This window comes from Streptomyces sp. NPDC101118, assembly GCF_044759445.1.
In the GTDB taxonomy this organism is placed as follows: domain Bacteria; phylum Actinomycetota; class Actinomycetes; order Streptomycetales; family Streptomycetaceae; genus Streptomyces.
This window is the reverse complement of the sequence record NZ_JBIVZG010000003.1, coordinates 105796-130064: the sequence shown is the minus strand read 5'-3', so window position 1 is coordinate 130064 and position 24269 is coordinate 105796. Positions and strand designations below refer to the sequence as shown.

22 protein-coding genes are annotated in these 24269 nt (G+C 73.6%); 13 read left to right on the top strand and 9 right to left on the bottom strand.

Annotation, left to right across the window (positions count from 1 at the left end; all coding sequences use genetic code 11):
- Positions 1-25: 25 nt before the first annotated feature.
- Positions 26-712 carry a DUF998 domain-containing protein gene (locus ACIQUQ_RS06615; RefSeq protein ID WP_403972051.1) on the bottom strand — a complete coding sequence of 229 codons (687 nt, stop codon included), beginning with the start codon at positions 710-712 and terminating at the stop codon, positions 26-28.
- Positions 713-784: 72 nt separating this feature from the next.
- On the opposite strand from ACIQUQ_RS06615, the gene ACIQUQ_RS06610 reads away from it, so the two are divergent.
- The 3 genes from ACIQUQ_RS06610 to ACIQUQ_RS06600 all read left to right on the top strand — a co-directional run bounded on the left by ACIQUQ_RS06610 (position 785) and on the right by ACIQUQ_RS06600 (position 4996).
- Positions 785-1255, top strand: a complete 471-nt coding sequence (locus ACIQUQ_RS06610; RefSeq protein WP_403972049.1) for a hypothetical protein — start codon at positions 785-787, stop codon at positions 1253-1255.
- 60 nt (positions 1256-1315) lie between these two features.
- Entirely contained in the window at positions 1316-2953 is a 1638-nt protein-coding gene (locus ACIQUQ_RS06605) for a multicopper oxidase family protein (RefSeq protein WP_403972047.1), read from the top strand.
- A gap of 291 nt (positions 2954-3244) precedes the next feature.
- Complete coding sequence (locus ACIQUQ_RS06600; protein ID WP_403972045.1) at positions 3245-4996, top strand: NAD+ synthase; 1752 nt, start codon at positions 3245-3247, stop codon at positions 4994-4996.
- 63 nt (positions 4997-5059) lie between these two features.
- On the opposite strand, the gene ACIQUQ_RS06595 is transcribed toward ACIQUQ_RS06600, so the two are convergent.
- A complete protein-coding gene (locus ACIQUQ_RS06595; RefSeq protein WP_403972043.1) occupies positions 5060-6082 on the bottom strand; it encodes an endonuclease/exonuclease/phosphatase family protein in 1023 nt (340 codons plus the stop codon).
- Positions 6083-6400: 318 nt separating this feature from the next.
- Here ACIQUQ_RS06595 and panB point away from each other — a divergent pair, with 318 nt between their 5' ends.
- The 3 genes from panB (at position 6401) to ACIQUQ_RS06580 (ending at position 9365) form a co-directional block, all read left to right on the top strand.
- Positions 6401-7252, top strand: coding sequence for a 3-methyl-2-oxobutanoate hydroxymethyltransferase (panB, locus tag ACIQUQ_RS06590; RefSeq protein WP_403660171.1), 852 nt, complete (start codon positions 6401-6403; stop codon positions 7250-7252).
- A gap of 218 nt (positions 7253-7470) precedes the next feature.
- Positions 7471-8514: an ATP-binding cassette domain-containing protein gene (locus ACIQUQ_RS06585; RefSeq protein ID WP_403972872.1), complete on the top strand. Its 1044-nt coding sequence runs from the start codon at positions 7471-7473 to the stop codon at positions 8512-8514.
- Positions 8511-9365 (top strand): ABC transporter permease, encoded by an 855-nt coding sequence (locus tag ACIQUQ_RS06580; protein ID WP_403972041.1) that lies wholly within the window; start codon positions 8511-8513, stop codon positions 9363-9365. The genes ACIQUQ_RS06585 and ACIQUQ_RS06580 overlap by 4 nt, the downstream gene beginning before the upstream one ends.
- A gap of 68 nt (positions 9366-9433) precedes the next feature.
- On the opposite strand, the gene ACIQUQ_RS06575 is transcribed toward ACIQUQ_RS06580, so the two are convergent.
- The gene (locus ACIQUQ_RS06575; RefSeq protein WP_403972039.1) at positions 9434-13021 is read right to left on the bottom strand and encodes an AfsR/SARP family transcriptional regulator; all 3588 of its coding nucleotides are present in this window, start codon (positions 13019-13021) and stop codon (positions 9434-9436) included.
- Positions 13022-13102: 81 nt separating this feature from the next.
- On the opposite strand from ACIQUQ_RS06575, the gene ACIQUQ_RS06570 reads away from it, so the two are divergent.
- On the top strand, positions 13103-13924 hold the full coding sequence (locus ACIQUQ_RS06570) for a site-2 protease family protein (RefSeq protein WP_403972037.1): 822 nt from the start codon (positions 13103-13105) through the stop codon (positions 13922-13924).
- Positions 13925-13984: 60 nt separating this feature from the next.
- On the opposite strand, the gene ACIQUQ_RS06565 is transcribed toward ACIQUQ_RS06570, so the two are convergent.
- Both ACIQUQ_RS06565 and npdG read right to left on the bottom strand, forming a co-directional pair.
- On the bottom strand, positions 13985-14158 hold the full coding sequence (locus tag ACIQUQ_RS06565) for a hypothetical protein (RefSeq protein WP_403972035.1): 174 nt from the start codon (positions 14156-14158) through the stop codon (positions 13985-13987).
- Between the two features lie 101 nt (positions 14159-14259).
- Complete coding sequence (gene npdG, locus ACIQUQ_RS06560) at positions 14260-14988, bottom strand: NADPH-dependent F420 reductase (RefSeq protein ID WP_403972033.1); 729 nt, start codon at positions 14986-14988, stop codon at positions 14260-14262.
- A gap of 84 nt (positions 14989-15072) precedes the next feature.
- Between npdG and ACIQUQ_RS06555 the strand changes: the two genes are divergently transcribed.
- Entirely contained in the window at positions 15073-15675 is a 603-nt protein-coding gene (locus ACIQUQ_RS06555) for a hypothetical protein (RefSeq protein ID WP_403972031.1), read from the top strand.
- A gap of 100 nt (positions 15676-15775) precedes the next feature.
- Here the strand turns inward: ACIQUQ_RS06555 and ACIQUQ_RS06550 are convergent, their stop codons facing one another.
- Complete coding sequence (locus ACIQUQ_RS06550; RefSeq protein WP_403972029.1) at positions 15776-16012, bottom strand: hypothetical protein; 237 nt, start codon at positions 16010-16012, stop codon at positions 15776-15778.
- Between the two features lie 58 nt (positions 16013-16070).
- Between ACIQUQ_RS06550 and map the strand changes: the two genes are divergently transcribed.
- Positions 16071-16928 (top strand): type I methionyl aminopeptidase, encoded by an 858-nt coding sequence (map, locus tag ACIQUQ_RS06545; protein WP_403972027.1) that lies wholly within the window; start codon positions 16071-16073, stop codon positions 16926-16928.
- Between the two features lie 148 nt (positions 16929-17076).
- On the opposite strand, the gene ACIQUQ_RS06540 is transcribed toward map, so the two are convergent.
- Complete coding sequence (locus tag ACIQUQ_RS06540; protein ID WP_403972025.1) at positions 17077-17736, bottom strand: PhzF family phenazine biosynthesis protein; 660 nt, start codon at positions 17734-17736, stop codon at positions 17077-17079.
- Between the two features lie 333 nt (positions 17737-18069).
- On the opposite strand from ACIQUQ_RS06540, the gene efeO reads away from it, so the two are divergent.
- The 4 genes from efeO (at position 18070) to ACIQUQ_RS06520 (ending at position 22442) form a co-directional block, all read left to right on the top strand.
- Entirely contained in the window at positions 18070-19212 is a 1143-nt protein-coding gene (gene efeO, locus ACIQUQ_RS06535; protein ID WP_403972023.1) for an iron uptake system protein EfeO, read from the top strand.
- Between the two features lie 63 nt (positions 19213-19275).
- Positions 19276-20577 carry an iron uptake transporter deferrochelatase/peroxidase subunit gene (gene efeB / locus ACIQUQ_RS06530; RefSeq protein ID WP_403972021.1) on the top strand — a complete coding sequence of 434 codons (1302 nt, stop codon included), beginning with the start codon at positions 19276-19278 and terminating at the stop codon, positions 20575-20577.
- Positions 20578-20599: 22 nt separating this feature from the next.
- Positions 20600-21565, top strand: coding sequence for an iron uptake transporter permease EfeU (gene efeU / locus ACIQUQ_RS06525; protein WP_403972019.1), 966 nt, complete (start codon positions 20600-20602; stop codon positions 21563-21565).
- Positions 21471-22442 carry a hypothetical protein gene (locus ACIQUQ_RS06520; protein ID WP_403972870.1) on the top strand — a complete coding sequence of 324 codons (972 nt, stop codon included), beginning with the start codon at positions 21471-21473 and terminating at the stop codon, positions 22440-22442. Before efeU ends, ACIQUQ_RS06520 begins: the two co-directional genes overlap by 95 nt.
- A 44-nt stretch (positions 22443-22486) precedes the next feature.
- Here the strand turns inward: ACIQUQ_RS06520 and ACIQUQ_RS06515 are convergent, their stop codons facing one another.
- On the bottom strand, positions 22487-23371 hold the full coding sequence (locus tag ACIQUQ_RS06515) for a PhzF family phenazine biosynthesis protein (protein WP_403972017.1): 885 nt from the start codon (positions 23369-23371) through the stop codon (positions 22487-22489).
- A gap of 119 nt (positions 23372-23490) precedes the next feature.
- On the bottom strand, positions 23491-24252 hold the full coding sequence (locus tag ACIQUQ_RS06510; protein ID WP_403972015.1) for an SDR family oxidoreductase: 762 nt from the start codon (positions 24250-24252) through the stop codon (positions 23491-23493).
- Positions 24253-24269 lie beyond the last annotated feature (17 nt).

Sequence of the window (24269 nt, the reverse complement as noted above, 5' to 3'; positions counted from 1 at the left end):
ACGAAGTCGTATCCCCCGGCGCCGGTCACGTCCGGCGCTCCTTCGCGACCGCCCAGGCCAGCGTGGCGAGCCAGACGGCCACGAGCAGCACCTGGAGCCGCTGTCCGGCGCCGAGGGACCAGGTCCCGCGCCCCGCGGTGAAGGCGGCGACGGCCCCCAGGGTCCAGCCGGTGGCGAGGAGTTCGAGCACGACGAGGACGGGGCCGGTACGGGCCACCAGCGCCCACCACCCGTAGCGGCGGGCGGCGACGGTCAGGCAGATGATCCCGGCCAGGGCACCGGTCATGGCGAGGCTGCTGCTGACCGCGTGGGCCTGGTGGGTGGCCGGCACGAGGCCCGCGGTCTCGCGGGCCGCGCACTCGGGGTCGACGGTGGGCGCGCAGCTGAGGGGGAGCCAGGCGTCGGCGGCCGTGGCGGCGCCGAACAGGGCGAGGCCGGCCCAGCCGGCCAGGGCCCAGGGGCGGCGGGACTCCGGGTGGCGGACGGTACGCAGCAGGGCGAGGAGCGCCCCGGCCAGGACGAGCAGGCCGGCGGTGAAGTCGGTGGCGCGGAAGAGGCCGCCCATGGGCTGGTCCTCGGCGGCGAGTTCGCTGACGTAGGTCTGGACGGGGTCGAGGCCGGTGGAGAGGACGACTTCGAGGACCCAGGCGGTGTAGGCCGCGGCGCCGAGACCGAGGAGGGCGGCGACGGGCCGCGTACCGATTGTGGACATAGTGGGAGCAATCCTAAGAGTCCACGTCGCACCCTTACCTCACACATACCCTCCGGGGGTAAGCTGCGCCGCATGACCGCCCGCCTCGCCCTCACCCGCGCACTGCTGCTCGCGGGGCTGCTGCTGGGGCTGGTCACCATGCACACGCTCGGCCACCCGGCCCCGGCCGGTGCCCCCGCCGCGGCGGGGCGCGCAGAGTACGCGGGGCACGCGGGGCACGCGGGGCACGGGCAGTACGGGCAGACCTCCACCGAAGACGCCGGGGGTGCGGGGCCCGCCCACGACCGGCACGCTGCCTCCGCGGCACACACCGGCTGGGCAACGGACACCCAGGCCGGCCCCGCGCGGGCCGGTGGGGCCGCGGGCGGGCTCGACCCGATGGCCGCGTGTCTCGCCGTACTCGGGGCGCTGGTGCTGGTGGCGCTGGGCGGCGGGCATCCGCTCGCCCGGCGCGCCCGGCCGGCACCACACCCCGGGCGGACCCGGCGGCGGTGGGGCGCGGGCAGGGCGCCGCCCTCCCGGACGGTGGTCCTGCGGGTATAGGACGGACCGGCACCAGACGCGTCCACCCCACACCCGCCACCCTTCACGAGGTGCACACCCATGCGCACGCCCACTCCCCTCACCCGACGCGCCCTGCTCGGCACCGGCACGGCCCTCGCCGCCGGCACCGTCCTGTCCGCCTGCTCCGGCGGCTCCGGCGGAAGCGGCCACGACGGCCACGGCGGCCACCCCCTCCCGGGCTCGACCCCCCGCACCGGCGCCACCCCCGCCGGCTACGTCACCCCGGACGGCCCCGAGGTCGCGGCGGCCGAGGCGGCCCGCACCGACAGCGGCCGGGTCCGCGAGGTGCGGCTCACGGCCACCCCCGGCACCCTCGACCTCGGCGGCGGCCGCACCGTGTCCTCCTGGGCGTACGGTGACCGGCTGCCCGGCCAGGAGGTACGGGCCACCGCCGGCGACACCCTGGCGCTCACCCTCGCCAACCACCTCCCCGAGGCCACCTCCCTCCACTGGCACGGGCTCGCCCTGCGCAACGACATGGACGGCGTGCCCGGCCTGACGCAGCGGGACGTCAAGCCCGGCCAGTCCTTCGCGTACCGCTTCAAGCTCGCCCATCCGGGCACCTACTGGTTCCACCCGCACTCCGGCGTCCAGCAGGACCGGGGCCTGTACGCGCCGCTGGTCGTCGAGGACCCGAAGGAGCCGCTGCGGTACGACAAGGAGTGGGTCGTCGTGCTCGACGACTGGCTGGACGGGGTCGGCGGCTCGACCCCGGACGCGGTCCTCGCCGAACTGGCCAAGGGCATGACGGGCCACGGGACGGGCGGCGCAGGGGGTACGGGCGGCCACGCCGGCCACGGCCCGGCCGGTACGAACACCACCCCCGCCCCCGCCCCCACCGGCCCCTCCCGCGTCCTCATGGGCGCCCGCAGCGACGCCCTGATGGGCGACGCGGGCGACGTCGCGTACCCCCACTACCTGGTCAACGGCCGCGTCCCGGAGGACCCGGAGACCTTCCGCGCCCGCCCCGGCGACCGCATCCGCCTCCGCATCGTCAACGCGGGCGGCGACACCGCCTTCCGGGTGGCGCTGGGCGGCCACGAGCTGACCGTCACGCACACCGACGGCTTCCCCGTCACCCACGCCCCGGCGGACGCCCTGCTCATCGGGATGGGCGAGCGGTACGACGTGCTCGTCACCGCCGGGGACGGGGTGTTCCCGCTGACGGCGGTTGCGGAGGGCAAGGGCGGCGCGGCCCTGGCGGTCCTGCGCACCGGCAGCGGCGCCACCCCGGCCCCGGGCACCCGCCCGGCCGGGCTCACCCGGCGCCTCGTGGCCGGCAAGGACCTCCGGGCGGCCCCTTCTGCGGCCCTCCCCGAGCGCGCCCCGGACCGTACGGTCAAGATCCGGCTGACCGGCGGCATGGCGAAGTACGACTGGGCCTTCGACGGCAAGCCGTACACCCCGGACCAGCGGCATCCGGTCGAGGCCGGCGAACGCGTCCGAATGGTCTTCGCCAACTCCACGTCCATGTGGCACCCGCTGCACCTGCACGGGCACACCTTCGCGCTCGGCGGCGTCCGGGGCGGGGCGCGCAAGGACACGGCGCTGATCCTGCCGAACGGCACGCTGGTCGCGGACTTCGACGCGGACAACCCCGGCCTGTGGATGATCCACTGCCACAACGTCTACCACGCGGAGGCGGGGATGATGACGGTCCTCGGCTACCGCCGCTGACCTGACGGAACGCCCGGCCGGGGGATCGCGCGCCGAGACCCCGCGGGGTCAGGCCGGGGCCCGGAATCGCCCCCGGCCGGGCCTCGACGCGGGTCCCGGACGACCTCGACACAGGTCCCGGACGACCTCGACGCAGGTCCCGGACGGCCTCGACGCAGGTCCCGGACGGCCTCGGCCGGGCCCGGGACGGCCTCGCCGCGGGCCCGGGACGGCCTCGCCGCGGGCCCCGGACGCGGACTCCGCCACCCCCACCCCAGGACATCGCGTCAGAAAGACGATTACACTGGCGGCGTGCCTCAACTTCGCCTCGCTCTGAATCAGATCGACTCGCACGTCGGCGACATCGCCGCCAACGCCGAGGCGGTCGTGCACTGGACCCGGCACTCCGCCGAGCAGGGCGCCCACCTGGTGGCGTTCCCCGAGATGGTGCTGACCGGCTACCCCGTCGAGGACCTCGCACTGCGCGAGTCCTTCGTGGACGCCTCCCGCGACGCCCTGCGCGACCTGGCCGCCCGCCTGGCGGCCGAGGGCTTCGGGGAACTGCCCGTGGTGGTCGGCTACCTGGACCGCTCCGAGCAGGTGGCCCGCTACGGCCAGCCCGCCGGCTCCCCGCAGAACGCGGCCGCCGTGCTCCACCGCGGCGGGGTCGCCCTGCGCTTCGCCAAGCACCACCTCCCCAACTACGGCGTCTTCGACGAGTTCCGCTACTTCGTGCCGGGCGACACCCTGCCCGTGGTGCGGGTGCACGGCGTCGACGTGGCGCTCGCGATCTGCGAGGACCTCTGGCAGGAGGGCGGCCGGGTGCCGGCCGCCCGGTCCGCCGGGGCGGGGCTGCTGATCTCCGTCAACGCCTCCCCGTACGAGCGCAACAAGGACGACGTCCGCCTCGAACTGGTCCGCAAGCGCGCCCAGGAGGCCGGCTGCACCCTCGCCTACCTGGCGATGACCGGTGGCCAGGACGAGCTGGTCTTCGACGGCGACTCGATCGTCGTGGACCGGAACGGCGAGGTCGTCGCCCGCGCCCCGCAGTTCACCGAGGGCTGCGTCCTGGTGGACCTCGAACTCCCGGCGGCCGCCGCGGAGCCCGTCGAGGGCACGGTGGACGACGGCCTGCGGATCGACCGCGTGGTCCTCTCCGAGGAGCCGGTGCCGGTCTACTCGCCCGAGGTGACGGGCGGTTACGCGGACCGCCTGGAGGACGACGAGGAGGTCTACTCGGCGCTGGTCGTGGGCCTGCGCGCGTACGTCGCGAAGAACGGTTTCCGCTCGGTCCTGATCGGCCTGTCCGGCGGCATCGACTCCGCTCTGGTCGCCGCCGTCGCCTGTGACGCGGTGGGCGCGGCGAACGTGTACGGCATCTCCATGCCGTCCAAGTACAGCTCGGACCACTCCAAGGGCGACGCGGCGGACCTGGCGCGCCGGACCGGCCTCAACTTCCGCACCGTGCCGATCGAGCCGATGTTCGACGCGTACATGGGGTCGCTCGGGCTCACCGGCCTGGCCGAGGAGAACCTCCAGTCCCGGCTGCGCGGCACGATGCTGATGGCCGTCTCCAACCAGGAGGGCCACCTCGTCCTCGCGCCGGGCAACAAGTCGGAGCTGGCGGTGGGGTATTCGACGCTGTACGGCGACTCGGTCGGCGCGTACGGGCCCATCAAGGACGTCTACAAGTCGGACGTCTTCCGCCTCGCGCGCTGGCGCAACAGGGCCGCGGAGGAGCGGGGGCAGGTGCCGCCCATCCCCGAGAACTCCATCGCGAAGCCGCCGAGCGCCGAGCTGCGCCCGGGGCAGGTCGACACGGACTCGCTGCCGGACTACGAGGTGCTCGACGCGGTCCTCGCGCTGTACGTGGACCGGGACCAGGGCCTGGAACAGATCGTGGCCGCCGGCTACGACCCGGAGCTGGTCGCCCGGACGCTGCGGATGGTGGACACGGCGGAGTACAAGCGCCGCCAGTACCCGCCGGGCACGAAGATCTCCGCGAAGGGCTTCGGCAAGGACCGCCGCCTGCCGATCACGAACGGCTGGCGCGAACGCGCCTGACGCCGGGCCCGGCCCGGCGGGGGCATGGATCCCCTCCGGGCCGGGCCCGGACCGTCACCGGTCCTAGACCGTCAGGCGGGCCGCCACCGGGAGGTGGTCGCTGCCCGTGGCCGGGAGGGTCCAGGAGGCTTCCGGCTTGATGCCGCGGACCATGATCTGGTCGATGCGCGCCATCGGGAAGTCCGCCGGCCAGCTGAAGCCGAAGCCGTCGCCCGCCGCGCCCTGGGTCGAGCGCATCTGGGAGGTGATCGGGGACAGCGCCCGGTCGTTCATGGTGCCGTTGAGGTCGCCGAGCAGGACCACCTTGCCCAGGGGCTCCGCGGCCAGGGCGTGGCCCAGGGCGTCGGCGCTGTTGTCGCGCTGGTTGGCGGTGAAGCCGGCCCGCAGCTTGACGCGTACGGACGGCAGGTGGGCGACGTACACGCCGACCGGGCCGTGGGAGGTCTCCACGGTGGTGCGCATGGCCCGCGTCCAGCCCATCTTTATGTCCACCGGCGCCGTGTTGCCGAGCGGGTACTTGCTCCACACGCCGACCGTGCCCTCGACCGCGTGGTACTTGTACGTCTTCGCCAGCTCTCGCGAGTAGACGGGCACGGCGCTCGCCTTGAGCTCGGTGAGGGCCAGGATGTCGGCCCCGGAGGCGGCGATCTCGGCGGCGGTGCCGTGCTGGTCGGGGTTGTCGGCGTCGACGTTGTGGGTGGCGACCGTCAGGTTGCCGCCGGCGCCGGACTTGTCGGTGATCAGTCCGCCGAAGAGGTTGACCCAGACCGCGGCCGTCAGCGCTATGGCGATCAGCGCGGTCGCCGACACCCGCCACACGGCGACGACCAGCAGCACCGGCACGAACAGGCCGAGCCAGGGCAGGAAGGTCTCGATGAGGCTGCCGGTGTTGCCGACGCTGTTCGGGAGCTCCGCATGGAAGATCATCACCAGGGACAGCAGGACGGCGCAGGCCGCGGTGACGATGCCGCGCCGCCAGATCCCGGGGTCCCTGCGCAGTCCGGCCCAGCGGCGCCGGAACCGGGACCCGGTGCGCTCGTCCTCCGCGCCGCCGTTCCCCGTCTCCGCCATGTACGCCTGTGCCATGCCACTGCCCTCACTGCCTTGCTCGCGCACCGTCCCCGCCCCTTGACCCTAGGCGATGATCGGCTGCTTCCGTGCCGTCCTGGGACGGCCGTACGGGCACGAGGACGACGATCGAAGGGACGAGCGTTGCACTTGTAGCGAAACGCTCACATTCGCGGTGTCCGGTCACCCGTCCGGGTGGGCCGCGTCAAACGTGATCAGGCAGACAGCCGGGCAGCGTGCGCTCCACTTCCGGTCCGGCCCGGCGTGATGCCACCATGGGGGGTGAGTCCGGGGACGCCGTGAGGGCGCCACGAGATGACACAAGGAGCCGTTGCGATGACGCACGCCGTTTCGCCTGCCCGTGAGACCTCCCTGTACGGAGGCAAGGGCAACCGCCGCATCACCGTCCGTGATCTGACCGCCGCCAAGGAGCGGGGCGAGAAGTGGCCCATGCTCACGGCCTACGACGCGATGACCGCCTCGGTGTTCGACGAGGCCGGGATCCCCGTGATGCTCGTGGGTGACTCCATGGGCAACTGTCACCTCGGTTACGACACGACCGTGCCGGTCACCATGGACGAGATGACGCTGCTCTCCGCGGCCGTCGTGCGCGGCACCAGGCGCGCCCTGATCGTCGGCGACCTGCCCTTCGGCTCGTACCAGGAAGGTGCGGTCCAGGCCCTGCGCAGCGCCACCCGCCTCGTGAAGGAGGCCGGCGTGCACGCGGTGAAGCTGGAGGGCGGCGAGCGCTCGCTGCGCCAGACCGAGCTGATCGTGCAGTCCGGCATCCCGGTCATGTCCCACCTGGGCCTGACCCCGCAGTCCGTGAACGCCATGGGGTACCGCGTGCAGGGCCGTACGGACGAGGCCGCGCACCAGCTGCTGCGCGACGCCAAGGCCGCGCAGGACGCCGGCGCCTTCGCGGTGGTCCTGGAGCTGGTTCCGGCCGAGCTGGCCGCCGAGGTGACGCGCTCGCTGCACATTCCGACCGTCGGCATCGGCGCGGGCTCCGACTGTGACGCGCAGGTGCTGGTGTGGACCGACATGATGGGCCTGACCGGCGGGAAGATGCCGAAGTTCGTCAAGCAGTACGCGAACCTGCGGCAGACCATGGGGGACGCGGCCAGGGCGTTCGCCGAGGACGTGGTGGGCGGCACGTTCCCGCAGGAGGAGCACTCCTTCCACTGAGCCGCCGGGCCGCGCGGCCGAGCGACCGGAAGCCCGCCGGCACGGACACCCCGTGCCGGCGGGCTTCCGCGTGCCCGGGCACGGGCCCGGACCTCGGCGGAACCACCGGCCGGCCGTCGGCGGAACGTCGGCTTCCGCCCCGGCCCGGCCGAGGGTCCCGCCCCCTGTCGGCCCCCTGTCGGCGCCCTGTCGGTGCGTTGTCGGTGGCGACTGGTCCCATGGTCGGCATGACGCGAATCGACAAGAACCCCGGAAGCGGCCCCAACGCCGTCGAGGTGCGGGGGCTGGTCAAGCACTACGGCGAGACGAAGGCGCTCGACGGAGTCGACCTGGACGTGCGCGAGGGCACCGTCCTCGGCGTGCTCGGCCCCAACGGCGCCGGCAAGACCACCCTGGTGCGCTGCCTGTCCACCCTGATCGTCCCGGACGCCGGCACGGCCACCGTGGCCGGCTTCGACGTGGTCCGCCAGCCCCGCCAGCTCCGCCGCACCATCGGCCTGACCGGCCAGTACGCCTCGGTCGACGAGAGGCTGTCCGGCTGGGAGAACCTCTACATGATCGGGCGCCTGCTCGACCTGTCCCGCAAGGACGCCCGCCGCCGGGCGGACGAGATGCTGGAGCGGTTCTCGCTGACCGACGCGGCCAAGAAGGTCGCCGGCATGTACTCCGGCGGCATGCGCCGCCGGCTGGACCTCGCCGCCTCCCTCATCGGGAACCCGGCCGTGATCTACCTGGACGAGCCCACCACCGGCCTGGACCCGCGCACCCGCAACGAGGTGTGGGACGAGGTGCAGCGGCTGGTGGCCGAGGGCGCGACCGTCCTGCTCACCACCCAGTACATGGAGGAGGCCGAGCAGCTGGCGAGCGAGCTGACGGTCATCGACCGCGGCAAGGTCATCGCCAACGGCAAGGTCGACGAGCTGAAGGCCCGCGTCGGCGGCCGCACCCTGCGGATCCGCCCGGCGGACCCGGCGGACCTGCCCGGCATGGCCCGGTCGCTGGCCGAGGCGGGCCTCGACGGGATCGCGGGCTCGCAGGCGGTGCCGGACGAGGGCGTGCTGCTGGTCCCGATCCTGAGCGACGAGCAGCTGACCGCCGTGGTCGGGCTGCTGGCGGCCCGCGGCTACGGGATCGCCGACCTGGGCACGTACCTGCCCAGCCTGGACGAGGTGTTCCTCTCCATCACCGGCCACAAGCCCCTGTCCGCGGACGACTCCACGGACTCCGTCCCCACCGGCACGACCGAGGAGGTCGCGGCATGAGCACGACGACTACCGCCCCGGCCCGCGACGCGGTCCCCGGCACTCCCTCCCCCGCCGCGTCCACGGCCGCCGACAGCCGGATCGGGCTGCGCGGGAACCTGCGGCACATCGGCGCCCTGGCGCGCCGCAACGCCCTCCAGATCAAGGCGAACCCGGAGTCGATCTTCGAGGTCGTCCTCATGCCGATCGTCTTCATCCTGCTGTTCGTGTACGTCTTCGGCGGCGCGATCGCGGGCAAGGGCAACCAGGACGCCTACGTCAACTACCTGGTCCCCGGCATGATGGCGATGATGGGCCTCAACATCGCCATGGCCGTCGGCACCGGCGTCAACGAGGACTTCCAGAAGGGCGTGATGGACCGGTTCCGGTCCATGCCGATCGCCCGCTCCTCGGTCCTCATCGCCAAGATCGTGGTCGAGATCGGCCGGATGCTGGTGGCCACCGCGATCCTGCTCGGCATGGGCTTCCTGCTGGGCCTGGACATCAAGACCTCGGTGCTCGACCTGTTCGCCGCCGTCGGCCTGTCGATGGTCTTCGGCGCCTCGCTGATGTGGATCTTCATCCTGCTCGGTCTGACCATGAAGACGGCGCAGGCCGTCCAGGGGGTCGCGATGCTCGTCCTGATGCCGCTCCAGTTCGGCAGCTCGATCTTCAGCCCGCCGTCCTCGATGCCCGGCTGGCTGCAGTCCTTCACCGACTACAACCCGCTGTCCAACCTGGCCGACGCGGCCCGCAACCTCATCAACGGCGGCCCGGTCGCCCACTCGGTGTGGATGACGCTGGGCTGGGCCGTGGTGATCACCGCGGTCACGGCGCCGCTGGCGGTCGCGAAGTTCCGCAAGAAGACCTGATCCGGACCGGCACCCGGTCCCGGGGGAAGGACCTGGTCCGGCATCCGGATCGCGTCCCGAAGGCCGGATCAGACGAGGGCGGCGGCCTCCTCCAGGGTGAGGCCGCCGCCTTCGGCGTACGCCGCCTCGTACGCGGCGTCGCCGAGCGCGGCCCGCGCCTCGGCGGCCGCCCAGTCCCTGCCCTCCCGCTCCATCAGGGGCGCGAAGTGCCCGGGCGGCAGCAGCCCCTGGTAGGCGCCCAGCAGCCGGGCGGCCCGGTGGGCGTTCGCCTCGCCGCCCTTGCCGGCCAGCGCCCCCGCGGCCGTCATCAGGTACACGGCGGCCATCTGCGGGGCCACCATCCGCGTCAGGGGGTCCGCGGCCTTCTCCAGGGAATCCCGGATCCGGGCCAGTGCGGCGTCGTACTCGCCCTCGACGTTGTCGAGCCAGGCCAGTACGCCGAGCACGATCCCGTCGAAGACCGCGTAGGCGCCGTACGCGAACTCCTCGCGCAACTGCACCAGCTGCGCCCGGGCTTCGGCGTGCCGGCCGGTGCGCCCCAGGAGCATGGCCAGGAAGATCCGGGCGGCGGGGATCGCCTCGTTGCCGGTGCACTGCCCCCGGCCCGCGATCTCGGTGAGGATCTTCTCGGCCTCCGGGGCGTCCGGGCCGTCCGGCTCCTCGGCCAGCACCCCGGCCAGCCGGACCCTCAGCAGCGCCACCTGGGCCTCGGCGCCGAGCCGGTGCGCGTGCTCCACGGCGGCCCGGAAGTCCCGGGCGGCCTCGGTGAACGCGCCGCGCCGCTCGTGTGCCTCGCCGCGGGCGGACAGCGCCTCGGCGGCACCCCAGCCGTCGCCCAGTTCGGTGTAGATCCGCAGGCTCTCCTCGGCGTCGACCGAGGCCTCCCCGGCCCAGTCGGCCCGGTTCGCGCGGATGTTGGCCCGCAGCTGGAGGATGTTGGCCAGCTCCCAGCGGTAGCCGTGCCGGCGGCAGGTGTCCACCGTCTCGTCGATCACGCCGCGCAGCCGCTCGGGGTCCCCGGCGAGCATCACCGCGTACACCCACAGGGAGCCGGGGGTCCAGCAGGTCTGCGGCAGTCCGGGCCGGTAGGTGGCGACCACGGCCTCGACCAGCGCCCGGGCGGCGGGCGCGTGCCAGGACTCGTAGTTCTGGTCGCGGGAGGCCAGCTGCATCAGCCGCACCCCGCGGCGCGCCTCGGCCAGCAGCTCGCCGGTGAACGGCGGCGCCACCTCGACGACCCGCTGGTGGACGGGCTGCGCGGGGACGACGGGGGTGCCGAACGCCTCGGGGCCCAGGGCGATCGTGGCCTCGGTCCAGTGCCGGGTCTCGGCCCGCAGGTCCCGCATCTGCCAGTACCAGGCGAGGGAGTGCAGCAGGCTGAGGCACTCGTGCTCGTCCCGGCCGGCGACGGCGCGGCGCAGGGCGGTGCGGAGGTTCTCGTACTCGGCGGAGAGCAGCGCCAGGGCGGCGCGCTGGCCGGGGCCGCGGAGCCGGACGTCGGCGGCGCGGGCGAGTTCGCGGTAGTGGACGAGGTGGCGGCGTTCGGTGGCGGCGCGGTCGCCGTCGGCCTCGGCGAGGCGTTCGGCGGCGTACTCGGCGACGGTCTCCAGGAGGCGGTAGCGCATCTCGCCGGTGCCGGTGCCGGCGGCGACGACCAGGGACTTGTCGACGAGGGAGCCGACGAGGTCGGGCACGTCGAGGGGGTCCAGGCCGCCGGGCACGCCCGGACCGCCGGTGCCGGCCGCGGAGCCGGCCCCGCCCGGGGAAGCGGATCCGCCAGGGGAGCCGGCCGGGGCGTCGGCCCCGGCGTCGGCGCAGACCGCCTCCGCCGCGGCCAGGTCGCAGCCGCCGGCGAAGACGGACAGGCGGCGCAGGACGGCGCGTTCGGGGGCGTCGAGCAGGTCCCAGGACCAGTCGACCACGGCCCGCAGGGTCTGCTGGCGCGGCAGCACGGTGCGGGCGCCGCTGGTGAGCAGGCGGAAGCGGTCGTCGAGCCGGTCGGCGATCTGGCGGGGGGTCAGCAGGCGCAGCCGGGCGGCGGCCAGCTCGATGGCGAGCGGCAGGCCGTCGAGCCGGCGGCAGATCTCCGCGGCGGCCTCGGGGTCCTCGTCCGGGGTGAACCCGGGGCGGGCCGCGGCGCCGCGGTCGGCGAGCAGCAGCAGGGCCATGGGGTCCGGCAGCGGTTCGACGGGGCGCAGGGTCTCGCCGGGCACGCCGAGGGGCTCCCGGCTGGTGGCGAGGACCTGTACGCCGGGGCAGTGGGCCAGCAGGTGTTCCGCGAGGCGCGCGGCGGCGTCGACCACGTGCTCGCAGTTGTCGAGGAGCAGCAGCAGCCGGCGGCGGCCGCAGTGCTCGACGAGCCGGGCGAGGGGGTCGTCGCCCAGCCGGTCGGTCATGGCGCGCAGTTCCTCGGCGGCGGCGCCGCGCAGCTTGGTCTCCCGGGCGCCGAGGGCGGAGAGCACGGCCTCGGGCACGTCCTCGGGGTCGTCGACGGGGGCGAGTTCGGCCAGCCAGACGCCGTCGGGCCAGCGGTCGCCGATGCCGGCGGTCTCGGCCGCCTCCTGGGAGAGCCTGGTCTTGCCGGCGCCGCCGGGGCCGAGCAGCGTCACCAGCCGGGCCCTCGTCAGGTCCTCGCCGATGAACCGGATGTCCTCGTCGCGCCCGACGAAGGTGGTGAGCCGGGCCCGCAGGTTCCCCGGCACCTGGATGCGCCGGTCCCCGGGCGGGCCTTCGGGGCGCGGGGTGCCGTCCGCGGGGTTCCGGGCGTACGGGCCGCCCGGGCCGGAAGAGCCCGGCGCGCGCTGCCCGGACGCGCCGCCCGGCTGCCCGGCGTCGCCGCGGGACCAGGGCGACGGCGCGCCCTGCCCCGCCGGGGCGGGGCGGCCGTACGGTCCCGCCGGAAGCGCCCCGGCGGTCCGGCCGCCCCCCGCGGGGGCCTCCCCCAGGCCGGGATTCAGGAGTTCGGCGTGGAGCGCGCGCAGACCCGGGCCCGGGTCGGTGCCGAGGCGGTCGGAGAGGTCCTCGCGTACGGACTCGTAGGCGGCCAGTGCCTCGGCGGGGCGGCCCGCGTCGCGCAGGGCCCGGATGCGCAGGGCCTGGAGCGGCTCGTCCAGCGGGTGGTCGGCACAGAGGGCGGTGAGGTCCGGCAGCGACCGCTCGGCCTGGCCGAGGGCGAGGGCCGCCTCGAAGGCGCCCCGGCGCGCGTCGAGCCGTACGGCCTCCCAGCGGGCGGCCTCGGCGGAGCGGTCCGGCAGGTCGGCCAGCGCAGGTCCCCGCCACAGGGCGAGCGCCCGGTCGTAGAGGGCGGCGGCCTCGGCGGGGCCGGCGGCGGTGCCGGCCCCGGTCACCAACTGCTCGAAGCGGTAGAGGTCGACGTCCTCGCGGGCGGCGTCGAGGCGGTAGCCGCCGGCCGCCGAGCCGACGGCCGCGTGCCCGAGCGTCCGCCGCAGCCTGCCGACGAGGGCCTGGAGGGCGCCGAGGGCGTCGGCCGGCGGGTCGCCGTCCCACACCTCGGCCACCAGCGTGCCCGCGGCGACGGTGCGCCCGGGTCGCAGTGCCAGCGCCGTGAGCAGCGCCCGCAACCGCGCGCCGCCGACCGCGACGGCCGTTCCGTCGTCTTTGACCACCTGTGTGGTGCCGAGAATCCCGTAGCGCACCCGCCCATTCTCCCTGCCGTCCCGGCCGGCGCGGGAACCCGGTACGGTCGGACCCGCCCGTCCCGCCGAACGAGGAGCCGCATGGCCACGCCGATCCGCCGCAGCAACCGGAGCGACCGACGGGTGAGCCCCGTCTTCCTCGGGATCGTTGCCGTCATGGCGGTCACCGGGTGGGCGGTGTGGACGGAGTTCGCGGCGAGCACCGGCTTCGCCGTCTTCCTCTTCGTCACCTCGGCCTGGGTGGTCTCGCTCTGCCTGCACGAGTACGCGCACGCGCGCACCGCCCTGCACGGCGGCGACATCTCCGTGGGCGCCAAGGGCTATCTGACGCTGAATCCGCTGAAGTACACGCACGCGCTGCTCAGCATCGTGCTGCCGGTGGTGTTCGTGATCATGGGCGGCATCGGCCTGCCCGGCGGCGCGGTCTTCATCGAGCGGGGCCGGATCCGGGGCCGCTGGAAGCACAGCCTGATCTCGGCGGCGGGGCCGCTGACGAACGCGCTGTTCGCGGTGGTGTGCACGGCGCCGTTCTGGCTGAACGCGCTGGACGGGGTGCCCTACGGCTTCCGGTACGCGCTGGGCTTCCTGGCGCTGCTCCAGGTGACCGCCGCGATCCTGAACGCGCTGCCGGTGCCGGGGCTGGACGGGTACGGGGTGGTGGAGCCCTGGCTGTCGTACAAGGTCCGCCGGCAGGTCGAGCCGTTCGCGCCCTTCGGGCTGCTGGCGGTGTTCGTGCTGCTGTTCGTGCCGGAGGTGAACGCGCTGTTCTTCGACGCGATCGACGCGGTGCTGCGGGGGCTGGGCGTGTCGGGCTTCGAGACGGCCTGCGGCCAGGACCTCTACCGCTTCTGGCAGGACACCAACCCGCTGTGCGAGCCGGGCGCCGTACGCCTGGGTCCCTGACCCCCGCCGTACGCGGTCCGGCCCTGCCCGGGCCGCGGCGCCGGGCCCGGCCGACGCGCCCTACGGCTGCTTGGCGGCCTTCGCCTTGCGGAGGTGGAACCAGGCGATGTTGGAGGAGACGCCCGCGAGCAGCACCCAGATGATCCCGAGGTAGTCGCCGTTGACGAAGGCGACCACGGCAGCGGCGGTGGCCAGGACGCAGACGACGAGGGCGAACAGGGCGAGGCGGGGCATGGGGTGTGGCTCCTAGCGGGCGGTCCGGGTCGGGTCGTGCCCGACCAGTGTCCCCCATGCCCCGCAGTGGTCCCGTAAAGAAGCCACGGACCGGGGCCGGCTCAGACGTCCGTGACGCGCAGCCCGGCGTGGGCCTTGTAGCGGCGGTTCACCGAGATCAGGTTGGCGACCAGCGCCTCGACCTGGTGGGCGTTGCGCAGCCGGCCGGAGAAGACGCCGCGCATGCCGGGGATGCGGGCGGCCAGGGCCTGGACGAGGTCGGTGTCGGCGCGGGACTCGCCGAGGACCATCACGTCGGTGTCGATCTCCTCGACGGACTCGTCCTGGAGGAGCACGGCGGAGAGGTGGTGGAAGGCGGCGGTGACGCGCGACTCCGGCAGCAGCGCCGCGGCCTGCTCGGCGGCGCTGCCCTCCTCGGGCTTGAGGGCGTACGCGCCCTTCTTGTCGAAGCCGAGCGGGTTCACGCAGTCGACCACGAGCTTGCCCGCGAGGTCCTCGCGCAGCGCCTCCAGGGTCTTGGCGTGGCCCTCCCACGGCACGGCGATGATCACGACGTCGCTGCGGCGGGCGCACTCGGCGTTGTCGGCGCCCTCGATGCCGAGGCCGAGTTCCGCGGCCGCGGCCTCGGCGCGCTCGGCGGCGCGGGAGCCGATGATCACCTTCTGGCCGGCCCGGGCGAACCGGTAGGCGAGGCCGCGGCCCTGGTCGCCGGTGCCGCCGAGGACGCCGATGACCAGGCCGGAGACGTCGGGGAGGTCCCAGGGGTCCTTGGCGGGGGCCTTCGCGGGAGCCTGTCCCGCACCGGCCTGAGCACTCTCAGTGGAAGTCATGGGCCGACCTTACTGGTGCTGCGAACGGGTGAGGAGGCGACGACCGCTCCCGTCCGGCCGTCCGGTGCGGCAGGATGCCCGTTCATGGATGCCGTACGAGTCGCGCTGCTGCGCGAGGTCCTCGCCGGGACCGAGTGGCCAGGCGCCGCCCGGCGGTTCGCCGTGGCCCTGCGCACCGCGCTCGTGCCGTCCGGCGGCGGGCTGCTGCTGGTGGGGACGGAGACGTACGAGCCCTGGCACCTGGCGGCACACCTGGTGGACGAGGCGGCCTGGTCGGGGCTGCCCGAACTGGCGCCGACGCTGGTGCGGCACCGGGTGCAGCCGGGCGAGCCGCCGCACCTCTCGGTGGGCCTGGGCCGGCTGGAGGCGGCCGGGCGCGGTGAGACGCTGCTGGTGGTGGCACCGGAGGAGCCGGGCGAGGGGCTGCTGGAGCGGGTGCACGACGCGCGCCGGGCGGGGGCGACCGTACTGTCCCTGGACGGCGGGGACCGGGAGTTGGGGGCGCTGGCGCACGACGCCCTGTCCGTGCCGCCGGCGGCCGGGCTCGACCTGGACACCGTCCAGCACCTGGTGAGCGCGGCGGCCGGGGAGAACAGCCTGCCGGTGCAGCGCACGCCGCGGCGCTTCCGGGACCGGCTCACGCGCATGGCCGACCAGCTGACCGCGCCGCCGCCGAGCCGCTGGTAGCGGCCCGCGGCCCCGGCCGCCCGGGCGGGCGTACCGGAGCCGGCGTGCCGGAGTCGGCGTGCCGCGGGCCGGCTGACCCGGACGGGCCTCCGCCCCCCGGTCAGGTCGCGGTGCCCTCTTCCTCTTCCCGCGACCTGTCGTTCCACTTCGGGTCGGTCTGCCACTCCAGGTTGCGCTCCTGCGCGGTCTCCATGGCGTGGGACGCCTCCTCGGGGGTGGTGTACGGGCCGAAACGGTCCTTCGCGGGGCACTCGGGCCCCTCCTCGACCTTCTTGTGGACGAGGCAGTAGTACCACTCGCCGGGCTTGCCCACCTGGCGCTTCTTGAACAGGGCCATCTGCGGCTCCTCTCTCTGCCGCCATGCTGCCCGATCCCCGCTGGATACACTCGCTTGCATGTCTGGCCAGTCGCTGCTCGTCCCAGGGGAGCTCTCTCCCACCCGTTCCGTCCCCGGCAACATCCGGCGCCCCGAGTACGTGGGCAAGCCCGCGCCGAAGCCCTACAAGGGACCGGAGGTGCAGACCGCCGAAACGGTCGAGCTGATGCGCATCGCCGGCCGCATCGCCGCGCAGGCGATGGGCGAGGCCGCGAAGCTGATCAAGCCCGGGGTCACCACCGACGAGCTCGACAGGGTGGCGCACGAGTACATGTGCGACCACGGCGCCTACCCCTCCACGCTGGGCTACCGCGGCTTCCCGAAGTCGCTGTGCACCTCGGTGAACGAGGTCATCTGCCACGGCATCCCGGACTCGACCGTCCTCCAGGACGGCGACATCGTGAACCTGGACGTCACGGCGTACATCGGCGGCGTGCACGGCGACAACAACGCCACCTACCTGTGCGGCGAGGTGGACGAGGAGTCCCGACTGCTGGTCGAGCGCACGCGCGAGTCGCTGGAGCGTGCCATCAAGGCCGTGAAGCCGGGCCGCCAGATCAACATCATCGGCCGGGTCATCGAGTCGTACGCCAAGCGCTTCGGCTACGGAGTGGTCCGCGACTTCACCGGCCACGGCATCAACTCGTCGTTCCACTCGGGTCTGATCATCCCGCACTACGACAGCCCCCACGCCACCACCGTGATCCAGCCCGGCATGACCTTCACGATCGAGCCGATGCTCACGCTGGGCACCCACGAGTACGACATGTGGGCGGACGGCTGGACCGTGGTCACGAAGGACCGCAAGCGGACCGCGCAGTTCGAGCACACGCTCGTGGTCACCGCAACCGGTGCGGAGATCCTCACGCTGCCGTAGCGTTCTGCCGACAGATGGTCGGGAACGGGCCGGGTGGGGGGCTGTGCTCCCCCACCCGGCCCGTTCTCCGTCGGGAGCTGGGCGAACGCTTCCCGCTCCCGGCGTGAACCGCGCCGGGCCGCGCTTTTGCGAGGACGGCCCGGCGGCCCTACGGCTCCACCGGGGCGAACCGGACCCGGCCGCCGATCTCGACCGTTCCGTCCGGGCCGGGGGCGGTGAGGATCTGGGAGCCCTCGCCCTGCGTGATGTTCAGGGCGCGGTTGAGCTGGGCGGTCAGCAGCAGCGCCGCCGAGCCGGTGGCCTCGTCCTCCGCGATGACGCCGTCGGGGCGGCGCGGGAAGCCGCGGGCCCGTACCCGGCCGGCCGCCTCGTCCTCCCAGGCCCACGCGTACAGCCAGCCCTCGCCGGGCGGCGGGCTCGGCAGGGCCTCGACCTCGGCGACGGAGGCGTACTGCTGCGTGCGCTTGTCCTCGACCCACTCGGGGCGGGCGGTGATCCAGGTGAACTCGCCGTCGTCGCGGGCCCAGACCTCTCCGGCGGGCGGGTTGAGCAGTTCGATGTCGAGCAGCCACGCGAGCCCGACCAGCGGGTGACCGGCGAAGGACATCCGCACCCCCGGGGTCCAGATGTCGACGACGCCCCGCTCGGGATCGTCCACGAACACGGTCTCGCTGTAGCCGAGCTCGGCGGCCAGGGCCTGCCGGGAGGCGGCGTCGGGATGGCTGCGGCCGTCGCGGACCACACCGAGCGCGTTGCCGTGGCGCCCGTCGGCCGCGCAGAACACCTTGAGCACGTCGAGATCGTTCACGCGGGCATTCAAGCACGGGGACGCCCGGCCACCAGGGGGTCCACCGTGGAACCTTTGCCTCCGGCAGGAAGACGGGTGGCCGGATCGTGATCTGGCCGGGGGCGTTCCGGCGTACGGAACGGTAACCCCCGCAACGGCGGCCGTTTGACCCTCCCTTTACCCGTCGATGGGGTCTCCGTGGAGCGGCCGTGACGGCCCCGTGTCCGGGTCCCGCGGGTGTTAGCCGAATCACTGGACGGGTGGGTATGGGTGAGGTAAGCCTCGGTTAAGTTAGGTCCGCCTCATCGGCCTGCCTCACCCCGAGGCGGTCCCCTGACCCCGCCTGGAGCCCGTATGCGACCCGTCCGCTTCTCCGTCGTCACCGCTGCCGCCGCCGCGGCCGCCCTGACCGCCGTCACCGGCTGCGCCGAGAAGACCGACGCGAAAGGCGAGGGCGCGATCAGCGTGAAGGCGACCGACACCGCGTGCGAGGTCTCCAAGAAGGAGTTCCCCGCGGGCAAGGTCGTCCTGGAGGTCGAGAACAAGGGCTCCAAGGTCACCGAGGTCTACGTGCTCTTCCCGGACGACCGGATCGTCACCGAGCGCGAGAACATCGGCCCCGGCACCAAGGCCACCATCACCGCCGAGATCAAGGCCGGCGACTACGCCATCGCCTGCAAGCCCGGCATGAAGGGCGACGGCATCCGCCAGGCCGTGAAGGCCACCGGCAAGGGTGCGACCGCCGTCAAGCGCAGCCCCGAGCTGGACGCGGCCGTGGCCGAGTACCGCAAGTGGGTCCAGCAGCAGGCCGACGAGACCCTCCCGAAGGTCAAGGTCTTCACCGACGCCGTCAAGGCCGGCGACATCGAGGCCGCGAAGAAGGCGTACGCCGACTCGCGCATCGGCTGGGAGCGCACCGAGCCCGTGGCCGAGTCCTTCGGCGACATCGACCCCAAGGTCGACGTCCGCGAGGACGGCCTGGAGGCCGGCCAGGAGTGGACCGGCTGGCACAAGCTGGAGAAGGCCCTGTGGGCCGACAAGAAGATCGGCGACGCCGAGAAGAAGCTGGCCGACACCCTGATCGCGGACCTGACCGACTGGCAGAAGCGCGTCGGCAAGGCCGAGATCACCCCCACCTCGATGGCCAACGGCGCCAAGGAGCTCCTCGACGAGGTCGCCTCCGGCAAGGTCACGGGCGAGGAGGAGCGCTACAGCCACACCGACCTGGTCGACTTCAAGGCCAACGTCGAGGGTGCCCAGAAGTCGTACGAGCTGCTCAAGCCGACCGCCGCGAAGAACGACCCGGCGCTCGCCGCCGAGCTGGACAAGCAGTTCGCCGCGATGACCACGCTGCTCGACAAGTACCGCGCGGACAAGAACAGCTACGTCTTCGTCTCGTACGACACGGTCGGCAAGGACCAGCGCAAGGAGCTCTCCGACGGCGTCAGCGCCCTCGGTGAGCCGCTGTCCAAGCTCGCCGCCGCGGTCGTCAAGTAACCCGAGCCCGCGTCCTCACGTCCAGCGTCCAGGGGGTGCAGCCCGATGTCCGGAAAGCCTGAGATGAGCGAAGAGAACACCACGGTGTCCACCGAGTCCGAGTCCGAGGCCTCCGCCGCGGCCGAGTCCAGCGGCCCGTCCCGCCGGTCCGTCCTGGGCTGGGGCGGTGCGGGCCTCGCGCTCGGCGCCGCGGCCGCGGGCGGCACCGCCGCCGCGCTGGCCGGCTCGGGCGACGCCGTACCGGCGGCCCTGACGGGCGCCGCGGTGCCCTTCCACGGCGCCCACCAGGCGGGCATCGCCTCGGCGGTGCAGGACCGCCTGCACTTCGCCGCCTTCGACGTGAAGACGACGGACCGCGCCGAGCTGGTGCAGCTCCTGAAGGAGTGGACCCGGGCGGCCGAGCGGATGACCGCCGGCCTCCCGGTCGGCGAGGGCGCGGTCGGCGGCCTCCCGGAGGCCCCGCCGGACGACACCGGCGAGGCCCTCGGCCTGAAGCCGTCCCGCCTCACGGTCACCATCGGCTTCGGCGCCTCGCTCTTCGCCAAGGGCCGCTTCGGCCTGGAGGGCAAGCGCCCCGAGGCCCTGGTCGACCTGGAGCTGTTCCCCGGCGACAACCTGGACCCGGCCCGCTCCAACGGCGACCTGTGCATCCAGGCCTGCGCCGACGACCCGCAGGTCGCCGTCCACGCCATCCGCCAGTTCGCCCGCATCGGCTTCGGCAAGGTCGTGGTGCGCTGGTCGCAGCTCGGCTTCGGCAAGACCTCCTCGACCACGCCCGAGGAGCAGACCCCGCGCAACATGATGGGCTTCAAGGACGGCACCCGGAACATATCGGGCACCGACACCGCCGCCCTGGAGAAGCACGTCTGGGTCGCCCCGAAGGACGTGCCGGGCGAGTCGGCCTGGCTGGCCGGCGGCTCGTACCTGGTGGCGCGCCGGATCCGGATGAACATCGAGATCTGGGACCGTACGCCGCTCCAGGAGCAGGAGGACATCTTCGGCCGGGACAAGGCCGAGGGCGCCCCGGTGGGCAAGTCCAAGGAGCGCGACGAGCCGTTCCTGAAGGCGATGAAGCCCGAGGCGCACGTCCGCCTCGCGCACCCCGACAGCAACAACGGCGCGACCATCCTGCGCCGCGGCTACTCCTTCACGGACGGCACGGACGGGCTGGGCCGCCTCGACGCGGGCCTGTTCTTCCTCGCGTACCAGCGGGACGTGCGCAAGGGGTTCATCCCGGTCCAGCGCAGCCTCGCGCGGGCCGACGTCCTGAACGAGTACATCCAGCACGTGGGGTCGGCCGTCTTCGCCGTCCCGCCGGGCGTCCGCGACAAGGACGACTGGTGGGGCCGGGCGCTGTTCTCCTGACGAGCGCGGGGAGGGAACCGACGTGTTCAGCAACTACCTGATCGGCCTGCGCGAGGGTCTGGAAGCCAGCCTGGTCGTCTGCATCCTGGTCGCCTATCTGGTCAAGACCGGCAACAAGGGCAAACTGCCCGCCATCTGGACCGGAGTGGGCATCGCCTGCGCCATCAGCCTCGCCTTCGGCGCGGGCCTGGAGTTCGGCAGCCAGGAGCTGACCTTCGAGGCGCAGGAGGCCCTCGGCGGCACCCTGTCGATCGTCGCGGTCGGCCTGGTCACCTGGATGGTCTTCTGGATGAAGCGCACCGCGCGGCACCTGAAGGCCGAACTGCACGGCAAGCTCGACGCCGCGCTCGCCATGGGCACCGGCGCGCTCGTCACCACGGCCTTCCTGGCCGTGGGCCGCGAGGGCCTGGAGACCTCCCTCTTCGTGTGGCGCTCCGTGAAGGCGGCCGGCGACGGCACCAGCCCGCTGGTCGGCGCCCTGCTGGGCATCGCGTCCTCGGTGGTGCTGGGCTGGCTGTTCTACCGCGGCGCACTGAAGATCAACCTCGCGAAGTTCTTCACCTGGACCGGCGGCATGCTGGTCGTGGTGGCTGCGGGCGTGCTCGCGTACGGGGTCCACGACCTCCAGGAGGCCAGGTTCCTCGGCGGCCTCCAGGACAAGGCCTTCGACATCAGCACGACGATCCCGCCGGACAGCTGGTACGGCACCCTTCTGAAGGGAACCTTCAATTTCCAGCCCGACCCGACGGTGCTTCAGGTCACGGTGTGGGCGCTCTATCTGATCCCGGCGCTCGCTCTGTTCCTGCTCCCGGTAGGGTTCGGACGGTCGGCGGGGGCGAAGGAGCAGAAGAGTAGCCATGAGCAGGCTGAGCAGGCTGAGGCGGCCGGGGGCGGTGACGGCCGCGACGGCGGTGCTGGCCCTGACGGCGAGCGCGTGCGTGACGGTGCACGGGGCGGAAGCAGTCGTTCCGTCGGCGACGAAGGCTGAGGCCGCGCAGGCGCTGACGGACTTCCTCGCCGCCTACAACCGGGCCGAGAAGGTCTACGACGAGACGCTCATCGCCTCCTCGGTGACCGGCCCGTACGGCGACGCCAAGAAGGCCAACCTGCGCGCCAACAAGGCTCTCAAGCCCGGCGGCAACACGAAGTTCAAGCCGCTCCAGCTGACCGACGTCGCCTACACCATCCCGAAGAAGGCCGGCTGGCCGCGCTTCTTCGTCGCGGACACCGACAGCAACAAGGACGCGGGCACCGACAAGGCCGACAGCCGCGTCGTGCTGACCTTCGTCAAGGGCGCCCCCCGGCAGCCCTGGCAGGTCGCGTACGTCTCCGTGCTGATGCCGGAGGAGGTGCCGGTCTTCAAGACGGACGCGGACGGCTGGGCCGAGCCGGTGGACCCCGCCGCCAAGGACGTGGCGATACCCCCCGGCGAGCTGAGCAAGCGGTACGCCGCCTACCTCACCGACGGCCGGCCGAACGGCTTCGCGCCGGGCAGCCAGACCACCGGCCGCCGCGCGGTCCGGGCCCGCAACGCCGAGCGGCAGGGCCTGACCACGCGCTGGGTCGACCGGGCCGCGGACACCGGGTCCTACGCGCCGCTCGGCCTGCGCACCCAGAACGGCGGGGCCTTCGTCTTCTTCGCCTCCCGCCACTTCGAGCAGCAGAAGATCGACAAGTCGGTCAAGGGCGCGAAGCTGCCGCTGACCTCCGGCGTGAAGGCGATCATGACGGGCACGGCGGACGACACGCTGGTGCGCGAGTTCGTCTCGGCCCAGACCGTCTCCCTGCCGCCGGCCACCGAGACCAACCCCCGGGCGCTGTTCCTCAGCCGCACCCAGGGGCTGGTCGTGGCGAAGGGCTCGTAGGCCCCGTCCGGCCGGCGGAGCCGTCCGACGGGCGGCCCGTTCCGTCAGGCGGCCGGGATGCGCGCGCCGGTGCCGGAGACGCGTACGCGCGGGTCGCCGGCCAGGAGCGAGACCGTCAGCTCCCCCGGCCGGCCCATGTCCGCGCCCTGGTGCAGCGTGAGCACCGCCTCCTCGCCGACCAGGCCGTGCTCCCGGGCGTACGCGCCGAAGGCGGCCGCCGCGGCCCCGGTGGCCGGATCCTCCACGACACCGCCCACCGGGAACGGGTCCCGTACGTGGAAGACGTGGTCCGACTCGCGGTACACCAGCTGCACGGTGGTCAGGTCCAGCCGCAGCATCAGCGCCTCCAGCCGCCCGAAGTCGTACGACAGGTCCGCGAGCCGCTCCCGGGTGCCGGCGCCGATCACCAGGTGCCGGGCCCCCGCGTAGGCGATGCCCGGGGCGAACGCCGGGTCCAGGTCGGCCGCCGGCCAGTCCAGCGCGGCGAGGGCCTCCGCGAGGTCGTCGGCGCCGATCGCCTCCACCCGGGGCTCGACGCTGGTGAGCGTGGCCCGGTAGCGGTCCTCCCCGTCGGCGGTCACGGACACCGGCACCGTCCCGGCGCGCGTGGCGAAGAGCAGCTCGCCGGGACCGGTCCGCTCGCCCAGCGCGACGGCGGTGGCCACGGTGGCGTGCCCGCAGAACGGCACCTCCGCCTTCGGGCTGAAGTACCGGATCGTGAAGGCGCGGCCCGGCTCGCCGGCCAGCTCCGCCGGCGGGGGCGTCAGGAAGGCGGTCTCGCTGTAGCCCAGCGCGGCGGCGGTCTCCAGCATGGCGGCGTCGTCCAGACCGAACGCGTCGAGCACCACCCCGGCGGGGTTGCCGCCCTCGGGGTCGGCGGAGAAGGCCGTGTAGCGCAGCACCTCGGCGGAGGCGTCGGAAGTCGTCATGATCGGGCCAACTCCGTTACCGGCCGCGGCATTCCCCGGCCGGGCCCCGGCGCCGGCCGGCCCGGCCCGTACGCCCGGCCCCTACCGCCCGGGGCCGCGGGCCGGGGCCTGCGGCCGTCTCAGCCGCGCCCGATGAACGGCATGTTCGTCGCCATCACCGTGGCGAACTGCACGTTCGCCTCCAGCGGCAGCTCCGCCATGTGCAGCACCGTGCGCGCCACGTCCGCGGCGTCCATCACCGGCTCGACCGCGAGCTGCCCGTTGGCCTGCAGGATGCCGGTCTGCATCCGCTCGGTCATCTCGGTGGCCGCGTTGCCGATGTCGATCTGCCCGCAGGCGATCCGGTACGGCCGCCCGTCCAGGGACAGCGACTTCGTCAGCCCCGTCACCGCGTGCTTGGTCGCCGTGTACGCCACCGAGTGCGGGCGCGGCACCTGGGCCGAGATCGACCCGTTGTTGATGATCCGGCCGCCCTGCGGGTCCTGCTCCCTCATCTGGCGGAACGCCGCCTGCGCACACAGGAACGCCCCGGTCAGGTTGACGTCCACCACCGTGCGCCAGTCCTCGTACGACAGCTCGTCCAGCGGCACCCCGCCCGGGCCGAAGGTGCCCGCGTTGTTGAAGAGCAGGTCGAGCCGCCCGTACCGCTCGCGCACCGCGGCGAAGAGCGCGGCCACGGACGCCGGGTCGCTCACGTCGGCCGGTACGCACAGCACCTCGGCCGTCTCCCCGGCTGCCCGCGCCGTCTCCTCCAGCGCCTCCCGCCTGCGGCCGGCCAGCGCCAGCGACCAGCCGGCGGCCGCCAGGGCGAGCGCCACGGACCGGCCGATGCCGGAGCCCGCGCCCGTCACTACAGCGATTTTCTTCCGAGGTGCGTTCATGAGGCCGCAATGTACGT

What these genes read in the sequence shown, in the direction of transcription:
- ACIQUQ_RS06550 (WP_403972029.1), bottom strand. Translation starts at nt 16,012, where the DNA reads ATGGCCCTGTTCAAGAAGCGCCAGGTGGGCAAGCCCGGCGAGTGGTAC.
- ACIQUQ_RS06580 (WP_403972041.1), top strand. Translation starts at nt 8,511, where the DNA reads ATGAGCACGACGACTACCGCCCCGGCCCGCGACGCGGTCCCCGGCACT.
- ACIQUQ_RS06585 (WP_403972872.1), top strand. Translation starts at nt 7,471, where the DNA reads ATGGTCGGCATGACGCGAATCGACAAGAACCCCGGAAGCGGCCCCAAC.
- ACIQUQ_RS06565 (WP_403972035.1), bottom strand. Translation starts at nt 14,158, where the DNA reads ATGCCCCGCCTCGCCCTGTTCGCCCTCGTCGTCTGCGTCCTGGCCACC.
- ACIQUQ_RS06510 (WP_403972015.1), bottom strand. Translation starts at nt 24,252, where the DNA reads ATGAACGCACCTCGGAAGAAAATCGCTGTAGTGACGGGCGCGGGCTCC.
- efeB (WP_403972021.1), top strand. Translation starts at nt 19,276, where the DNA reads ATGAGCGAAGAGAACACCACGGTGTCCACCGAGTCCGAGTCCGAGGCC.
- ACIQUQ_RS06605 (WP_403972047.1), top strand. Translation starts at nt 1,316, where the DNA reads ATGCGCACGCCCACTCCCCTCACCCGACGCGCCCTGCTCGGCACCGGC.
- ACIQUQ_RS06515 (WP_403972017.1), bottom strand. Translation starts at nt 23,371, where the DNA reads ATGACGACTTCCGACGCCTCCGCCGAGGTGCTGCGCTACACGGCCTTC.
- panB (WP_403660171.1), top strand. Translation starts at nt 6,401, where the DNA reads ATGACGCACGCCGTTTCGCCTGCCCGTGAGACCTCCCTGTACGGAGGC.
- ACIQUQ_RS06555 (WP_403972031.1), top strand. Translation starts at nt 15,073, where the DNA reads ATGGATGCCGTACGAGTCGCGCTGCTGCGCGAGGTCCTCGCCGGGACC.
- ACIQUQ_RS06610 (WP_403972049.1), top strand. Translation starts at nt 785, where the DNA reads ATGACCGCCCGCCTCGCCCTCACCCGCGCACTGCTGCTCGCGGGGCTG.
- ACIQUQ_RS06570 (WP_403972037.1), top strand. Translation starts at nt 13,103, where the DNA reads ATGGCCACGCCGATCCGCCGCAGCAACCGGAGCGACCGACGGGTGAGC.
- npdG (WP_403972033.1), bottom strand. Translation starts at nt 14,988, where the DNA reads ATGACTTCCACTGAGAGTGCTCAGGCCGGTGCGGGACAGGCTCCCGCG.
- ACIQUQ_RS06595 (WP_403972043.1), bottom strand. Translation starts at nt 6,082, where the DNA reads ATGGCACAGGCGTACATGGCGGAGACGGGGAACGGCGGCGCGGAGGAC.
- map (WP_403972027.1), top strand. Translation starts at nt 16,071, where the DNA reads ATGTCTGGCCAGTCGCTGCTCGTCCCAGGGGAGCTCTCTCCCACCCGT.
- ACIQUQ_RS06615 (WP_403972051.1), bottom strand. Translation starts at nt 712, where the DNA reads ATGTCCACAATCGGTACGCGGCCCGTCGCCGCCCTCCTCGGTCTCGGC.
- efeO (WP_403972023.1), top strand. Translation starts at nt 18,070, where the DNA reads ATGCGACCCGTCCGCTTCTCCGTCGTCACCGCTGCCGCCGCCGCGGCC.